Raw genomic sequence first — 7,008 nt, forward strand, 5'->3', positions numbered from 1 at the left:
TAGCCCATCTTGTCGACATAGCCGCCGATGCCGCAGAAATCGGTCTGCATGTCGATGATGATCAGCGCCGTCGTCCGCGGCGAAAGCGTTGCGTCATAGGGCCAGGGATAGGGATCGGCGGCGATGGTGGGGAAGAACATCGATTGGCGCCTCGTTCCTTCGGTCACGCTTACTTTGTCGGCGGCGGCGGAAAGCCGTAGCCCGTGCCATCGACGATCGCGATGTCATCTTCCCAGGGCAGACGATAACGACCGGCGGCGAGATCGGTCATGTAGGAATAAGGGCAATCCCGCGCGCCGCCGGCGACGGCGACATAGCCGCGATGGCCGAACTGATAGATATTGTTCTCGACCCCCCAGAGGCGGCGTGCCTCGCGCACGAGATCAAGACGCAGTTCGGCGGTGATGATCTCATCGGCGAGGCCGTTGCCTTCGACCAGAGGCACGCCGTCGAAATTGACGAACATCCCCTCGCCCATCGAATTGAAGGTGCCGTCACTGCCGGCGAGACAGACGCTCGCGGTGTACATGAGATTACAAAAGGCATTGGCTTGATTGGTGATTTTCCAAGCATGCCGGATCGGCGCGGTATAGCCCGCGGTGCGCAGCATGATCTCGGCGCCCTTATAAGCGGCCTCATGCGCCATTTCCGGAAACATGCCGTCATGGCAGATGATCAGCGCCATGCGCGCGCCGTTCGGCCCAGTAAATACCGGGATGCCGAGATCACCCGGCGCCCAGGGCTCGACCGGCACCCAGGGGTGAAGCTTCCGATAGTAAAGCTTTTCGTTGCCGTCAGGGTCGAAGATGAGACCGGCGTTCCATGGATTGCCAGCGGGATTGTGTTCCATGATCGAAAAGCAGCCCCAGATGCGATGGGTGCGGCAGGCATCGCGAAACGCGGCGACCTCCGGCCCGTCGCGGCGGCACATCAATGCCGACGCGGTGTTCATCGACAAGCCATGCAGCGCGTATTCAGGGAACACAACCATATCCATGCCCGGCAACGCGCGCCGCGCCTTACCGACGAGGGCGACGATGCGGCGTGTCTGCGCTGCGAGATCGGCCGGCGTCTCGACCACCGGCAGCGCAAGCTGCACAAGGCCGATGACGACGCCCGTCGGAGATTTGTTGAGGCCGCCAAGGCCGCTCATGCTTTTGCTCCGTTCCTTATCTTCAACGCACCATGCCCAATTCCCCGGGCGCGCCGGCGAGCATGCCGTTTCGTGACGAGGTCGCGATCATGATCGCAAGCGTCAGCGCATAGGGCGCGGCATTGAACAGATAGGTGCCCTGATGCACGCCGATCGATTGCAGCGCCGGGCCCAAAGCGCCGGCGGCGCCGAACAGGAGGGAGGCAAAGAGACAGGCGAGCGGGCGCCAGCGCGCGAAAATCACGAGGGCAACGGCGATCAACCCCTGGCCGCTGGAGAGCCCCTCATTCCATGACCCTGGATAATAGAGCGAGAGGAACGCGCCGCCGATGCCGGCCAGAGCGCCGCCCGCCATCGTCGACCAGAGCCGCACCCAAAGCGGCGCATAGCCCATCGCGCGCGCCGCCTCGCTGCTGTCGCCGACGGTGCGGAGCACGAGACCGGGCCGTGTATTGGCAAGCCCCCAGCGCAGCACGAAAGCGAGGGCAACACCGATCAGGAACAGCGGGTTGATGTCGAGGGCGGCGCGAAGCGGCGCGAACTGGCAAGTGGGGCAGACATGCAGCGCCGGCAGCATCGGCGCGCGGGGCTGGATCAAGGGTTTGCCGAAAAAGAACGCAAGCCCAGTGCCGAGCACCATCAGCGCGATGCCGACCGCGATGTCGTTCACACGCTTGAGGCTGCAGAGCCCGGCGTGGAGCGCGCCGAGCAGCGCGCCGACGAGTGCTGCGGCAAGCACGCCGAGCCAGGGCGAGCCCGAGAGCAACGCCGCGCCATAAGCGCTCATCGCGCCACAGACCAGCGTGCCTTCGAGGCCGAGATTGATGCGCCCGGATAATTCGGTCAGGCACTCGCCGAGGCTCACGAACAAAAACGGCGTGCTCGCGCGGATGGCGCCGCCGAACAGCGCGAGGGCAACGCCGGCTGCGCCGAGATCAGCCATCGCGTGGCTCGCCCCTGAGGGAAAGCGGAAGCCAAAGCCGACACCGAAGCCGAAGCCGCCCGGAAAACGTCTCGGCGGCGAGTACGGCGATGAAAACGAAGCCCTGCAGCACCGCAACTGTCGCGTCCGGCAGATCGAGATGGCGTTGCAGCAGGCCGTCGCTCGCCACGATCCCGCCGAGAAGGAGGGCGACCGGAATGATCGCGAACGGGTTGTGGCGGGCAAGAAAGGCGACCAGGATGCCGCTATAGCCGTAGCCGGCGGCGAGCGAGGCGGTGGCGCTGCCTTGGACGGCGGCGACCTCGACCGCGCCGGCAAGCCCGGCACTGGCGCCAGCCAGGGCGCAGGCGATCAGGATCAGCCGCCCGACATCGATCCCGACCATGTGCGCCGCGCGCGGGTTGCCGGCATTGACGCTGGCCGCGAAGCCGAAGCTCGTCCGCTGCATGAGAACACCGGCGGCAACGCAGAGAACCAGCCCGAAAGCAAGGCCGACATGCACCGATAGCCCCGGGATCTGACCGAGCATGAGGCCGGGCGCGAGCGACACCGTCGAGGGTTTGTTGAGGCTCAATGGGTCGCGCAGCACCCCCTCGACGAGCTGGTTCATCACCGCGATGGCGATGGTGTTGAGGAGGAGCGAAGAAATCGTCTCGTTGACGCCGCGCCAGAAGCGCAGCGCGCCCGGGATCATCAGCCAGAGCGCGCCCGCCGCCATGCCACCCGCGAGCATCAAGGCCTGCGCAAGAAGGGCGCCGCCGGCGCTGCCGGCGAGGCCGGAGAGCGTCGGGCCGATCACCGCGCAGGCGAGGCCGCCGATCACCAGCGCACCCTCGCCACCGATCACCATGAGGCCGACCCGCGCCGGGAGCGCCATGGCGAGGCCCGTGAGCAGCAAGGGCGAGGCTTTCTGAAGCGTGTTTTGCCACGAAAACCAGGTGCCGAAGGCGCCGCGCCAGATCAGCGCCGCCGCCGCCAGCGGGTTGACCCCGCAGGCGGCGAGAAAGGCACTGAACGCGAGCAGCGCGACCGTCAGCGCAAGGAGCGGGAGCGCCCAGGCCTCGGCGATCCGGCCAAGCCAGCGGTCCCGCATCCCGGGCCGCACGCCAAGGGCAAGGGTTAGGGAGGTCATGCCGGCCCGCGCGCCCCGTCCCGCCGCCCTCAGGTCTTCCCGATCACGCCGGCGGCGAGCCAGTCCATCTTTTCGAGCCAAAGATCGGTCTGGCCATGGTCGACGCCGGCCGCGATCACCTGCTTGCCTTTATTGTCAGCAACCGGCCCCTTGAAGATCACGAACTCGCCGGCGATCAGCTTGGCCTTCACGTCATCCGCCTCGGCGCGCGCCGCCGCCGGCACCATGGCACCATAGGGCGAGGTTTTAACGATACCCTCGCGCAGGCCACCACGCACGAAATTCGGCAGCGGTTTGCCCGCCTGCATCTCGGCAACGAAATTACGATAGACCGTTGCCCAGTTCCATTCCGCGCCGGTGAGATAGCCCTTGGGCGCGAGTGGCGCCTGGTTGACGTGATAGCCACAGGTGTAGAGCCCACGCCCTTCGGCGGTCTGGATGGTGACTTTCGGGCTGTCGACATGACAGGTGACGACGTCGATGCCCTGATCGGCGAGGGCGTTGGTCGCTTCCGCCTCCTTGACCGGCATCGACCAGTCGCCGGTGAAGATCACCGTCGTCGTGATCTTGGGATCGACCCGCTGCGCGCCGAGGGTGAAGGCGTTAATATTGCGCAGAACCTGCGGGATAGGTTTGGCCGCGACGAAGCCGAGCTTCTTCGTCTTGCTCATATGGCCGGCAACAATACCCGAGAGATACTGGCACTCATCGATATAGCCGAAATAGCTGCCGGCATTTTTCGGGTCTTTCTCGGTCCACAATCCGCCGCAATGGCGGAATTGTACCTTTGGGTATTTCTTTGCCTCCTGCAGAACGAAGGGGTTGTAGTAGCCAAACGAGGTTGGAAACAGCAATGCGGCGTCGTCGAGTTCGATCATGCTGTCCATCGACTTGACGACATCGACAGTCTCGGGGATGCGCTCTTCTTCCAAAACCTTCACGCCAGGCATTTTCTTGACCGCGGCGGCGCCTTCGGCATGGGCCTGGTTGTAGCCGTAATCATCCCGCGCGCCGACATAGAGGAAGCCGATTTCGAGCGTGCCGGCCGCGCCGGCCCGGCGGCCCGGGGCGAGGGCGGCGGCGGCCAGACCGCCGGTCATCCCGAGCAGGGCGCGGCGGGAAAAGTTACGCGAAGCGGGGGGATCGAGAGCCATGTTTTCCTCCGGCGAGAGTGCCGCGCGGCGCGCAAAGCCGCGCTCGGCATGGTCTTCACCGTATTCAAATCCCGTGCCACGTTTGGGCCGAGACGCGTGCGGCGGTGCACAGCGGGCAGGGAAGGAATTTGCATACAAAATCGCATGCACTGCATAAAATTTATGCCGGCTCTGCCGAAAATCTGGCAAAATAGCGCGCGCCGGCCGCGGCACGGGGAGAGTTTGCCGTAAGATCACCCGAAGCGGCGGGAATGGCCTCGTTCTTGTATTTCCCCGAGGCATATCCCAAGGCGCTTCTGGGGTACACAGGTTGGCCGGCATGCGGGCAAAGGGGTGGCCAGAGAATGCGATGCATAGAATGGGATGCATAAGGAGATACGGATGACGACATTTTCTCACCGCGGGCCGCGGCATTGGCGACACCCATGGCGCTGAGCCTCGATCTCGCGCGGCTCGGCGCCGCCTATGCCGCCGGCGGGACGACACCGCTTGAGGTGATTGACGAAATCCTCCGCCGGATCGCCGCCGCCGGCGATAATCATGTCTGGATAAGCCTTCGTCCCGCCGAGGATCTCCGCGCCGAGGCGAAGGCGCTCGCGGCGCAAGCGGCGCCGGCGCGCGGCCCGCTCTATGGCATTCCCTTCGCGGTCAAGGACAATATTGACGCGGCCCCCCTCGCCACCACCGCCGCCTGTCCCGCTTTTGCCTATCAACCCGCGCAGTCGGCGCCGGTGGTCGCGCGGCTCGTTGCCGCCGGGGCAATCCTGATCGGCAAGACCAATCTCGATCAGTTCGCGACCGGCCTCGTCGGCGTGCGCTCGCCCTATGGCACGCCGCGCAACCCGTTCGATCCGGCGATGGCGCCGGGCGGGTCGAGTTCGGGCTCGGCGGTCGCGGTGGCCGCTGGCCTGGTCAGCTTCGCGCTCGGCACTGATACCGCCGGCTCCGGCCGCGTCCCTGCGGCTTTCAACAATCTCGTCGGCCTCAAGCCGACCCGTGGGCTGATCAGCACCCGCGGCGTCGTCCCCGCCTGCCGCTCACTCGATTGCGTTTCGATCTTCGCGCTCACCGTCTCCGATGCCCGGGCGGTGCTCGCGGTTGCCGCCGGGTTCGACGCCGCCGACCCTTATAGCCGCGCCGCACCCCCTGGATTTTCCCTCACACAGCGCCCGCCGGCGCGGTTTCGCTTCGGCGTGCCGGCGCCTGCGGCGCTCGCGTTCCACGGCGATCCGGCATCGCGCGCAGTGTTCGAGCAGGCGATCGCCCACGCCGTCGCGGCCGGCGGCGAGGCCGAAGAGATCGATTTCACACACTTCGCCGAGGCTGCGGCCCTACTGTATGGCCCTTGGGTCGCCGAGCGCAGCACGGCACTCCGCACGATCTTTGCTGAAAACCCGGAAGGGCTACACCCGGTAACCCGCGAGATCGTCGGCGCCGGGTTCGCCCAAAGCGCCATCGATCTCTTCGCCGCCCAGCATCGGCTCGCCGCTCTCCGCCAGGCGACGGCGCCGCTCTGGCAGCGCCTCGCCTTCCTGCTCGTGCCCAGTGTGTCGGGCGCCTTCAGCCTCGCCGAGATCGCCGCCGAACCGATCGCGACCAACAGCGAACTCGGCCGCTATACCAACTTCACCAATCTCCTCGACCTCGCGGCGATCGCCATCCCGGGCGGATTCTCGTCCAATGGCTTCCCCGCCGGCGTGACCCTGATCGCCCCCGCCTTTCATGACGGCGTGCTCGCCGCTTTCGCCGAGCGCATGCAGCGTGATGCCGCGACACCGCTCGGAGCGACCGGCCATCCCCAGCCGGCGGCCGCGCCGGCGCCGGAGGGTAACAGCGTTCATCCCGAGATCGAGATCGCGGTGTTCGGCGCCCATCTTGCTGGCGAGGCGCTAAACCCCGCCCTGGTTGCCCTCGGCGGCCGCTTTTGCCGCCCCTGCCGCACCGCGCCCCGCTATCGCATGCTGGCCCTGCCCGGCGCTGTGCCACGCCCCGGCCTGGTGCCGGTCGGCGAAGGCGGTGCCGCGATCGCGGGCGAGATCTGGGCGCTGCCCAGCGCCGCGCTGGCCGCGCTTCTGGCCGGCATCGCCCCGCCGCTCGGGCTCGGTACAGTGGAACTCGAGGGCGGCAGGCCGGGGTTCGGTTTCATCTGTGAGGCCGGCGCGGCGGGCGAGGATATCACGCGCTTTGGCGGCTGGCGCGCCTGGCGTGAGGCGCGACGATGACGCTTGCCGCTACGTTTGCGCCCTCCGTGGCCGAGCTTGGGCCGCACCCTGCGACGACCCGCGCCGACGATCTCGCGCAGCGGCTCGCGGATGCCATCACCAGCGGCGCGCTACCGGCGGGAACGCGGCTCGACGAGCACGCCGTCGCCGCCCGTTTCGCGGTGTCGCGGACGCCGGTGCGCGAGGCACTGCGTCAGCTCGCCGCCGCCGGGCTGATCGAGCGCCGGCCCTATCGCGGCGCCATCGTCACCACGGTTTCACCGGCGCGGCTCGCGGAAATGTTCGTCGCCATGGCCGAGATCGAAGCGGTCTGCGCCCGGCAAGCGGCGTTGGCGATGACGGCGCGCGAACGCCACGATCTGCGCGCTTTCCACGCCAGCATGGCGGCCCTGGTGCGGGCCGGC

At 67.1% G+C, this 7,008-nt stretch carries 6 protein-coding genes; 2 read left to right on the top strand and 4 right to left on the bottom strand.

Annotated features, from left to right (window positions below; genetic code table 11):
• Positions 1-169: 169 nt before the first annotated feature.
• Genes ACP5M5_RS14015 through ACP5M5_RS14030 form a run of 4 tightly spaced genes read right to left on the bottom strand, consistent with a single transcriptional unit; the run spans position 170 to position 4,382 of the window.
• Positions 170-1,153: a formamidase gene (locus tag ACP5M5_RS14015; protein ID WP_427938362.1), complete on the bottom strand. Its 984-nt coding sequence runs from the start codon at positions 1,151-1,153 to the stop codon at positions 170-172.
• Between the two features lie 22 nt (positions 1,154-1,175).
• Positions 1,176-2,096 (bottom strand): ABC transporter permease, encoded by a 921-nt coding sequence (locus ACP5M5_RS14020; RefSeq protein ID WP_427938364.1) that lies wholly within the window; start codon positions 2,094-2,096, stop codon positions 1,176-1,178.
• Positions 2,089-3,228 carry an ABC transporter permease gene (locus ACP5M5_RS14025; RefSeq protein WP_427938366.1) on the bottom strand — a complete coding sequence of 380 codons (1,140 nt, stop codon included), beginning with the start codon at positions 3,226-3,228 and terminating at the stop codon, positions 2,089-2,091. Before ACP5M5_RS14025 ends, ACP5M5_RS14020 begins: the two co-directional genes overlap by 8 nt.
• Before the next feature lie 29 nt (positions 3,229-3,257).
• Positions 3,258-4,382: a BMP family ABC transporter substrate-binding protein gene (locus ACP5M5_RS14030; RefSeq protein ID WP_427938369.1), complete on the bottom strand. Its 1,125-nt coding sequence runs from the start codon at positions 4,380-4,382 to the stop codon at positions 3,258-3,260.
• A gap of 425 nt (positions 4,383-4,807) precedes the next feature.
• On the opposite strand from ACP5M5_RS14030, the gene atzF reads away from it, so the two are divergent.
• Together atzF and ACP5M5_RS14040 are read left to right on the top strand one after the other, a co-directional pair.
• Entirely contained in the window at positions 4,808-6,604 is a 1,797-nt protein-coding gene (gene atzF / locus ACP5M5_RS14035) for an allophanate hydrolase (protein WP_427938371.1), read from the top strand.
• Positions 6,601-7,008 (top strand): GntR family transcriptional regulator (locus ACP5M5_RS14040; protein WP_427938373.1); only part of this gene is annotated, 408 nt, incomplete at its 3' end. The genes atzF and ACP5M5_RS14040, both read left to right, overlap by 4 nt.

This window comes from Acidibrevibacterium sp. (assembly GCF_049965395.1).
GTDB classification, from domain to species: domain Bacteria; phylum Pseudomonadota; class Alphaproteobacteria; order Acetobacterales; family Acetobacteraceae; genus Acidibrevibacterium; species Acidibrevibacterium fodinaquatile.

Excerpts from the sequence above, each read along its gene's own strand:
- ACP5M5_RS14015 (WP_427938362.1), bottom strand. The coding sequence starts at position 1,153 with ATGAGCGGCCTTGGCGGCCTCAACAAATCTCCGACGGGCGTCGTCATC.
- ACP5M5_RS14020 (WP_427938364.1), bottom strand. The coding sequence starts at position 2,096 with ATGGCTGATCTCGGCGCAGCCGGCGTTGCCCTCGCGCTGTTCGGCGGC.
- ACP5M5_RS14025 (WP_427938366.1), bottom strand. The coding sequence starts at position 3,228 with ATGACCTCCCTAACCCTTGCCCTTGGCGTGCGGCCCGGGATGCGGGAC.
- ACP5M5_RS14030 (WP_427938369.1), bottom strand. The coding sequence starts at position 4,382 with ATGGCTCTCGATCCCCCCGCTTCGCGTAACTTTTCCCGCCGCGCCCTG.
- atzF (WP_427938371.1), top strand. The coding sequence starts at position 4,808 with ATGGCGCTGAGCCTCGATCTCGCGCGGCTCGGCGCCGCCTATGCCGCC.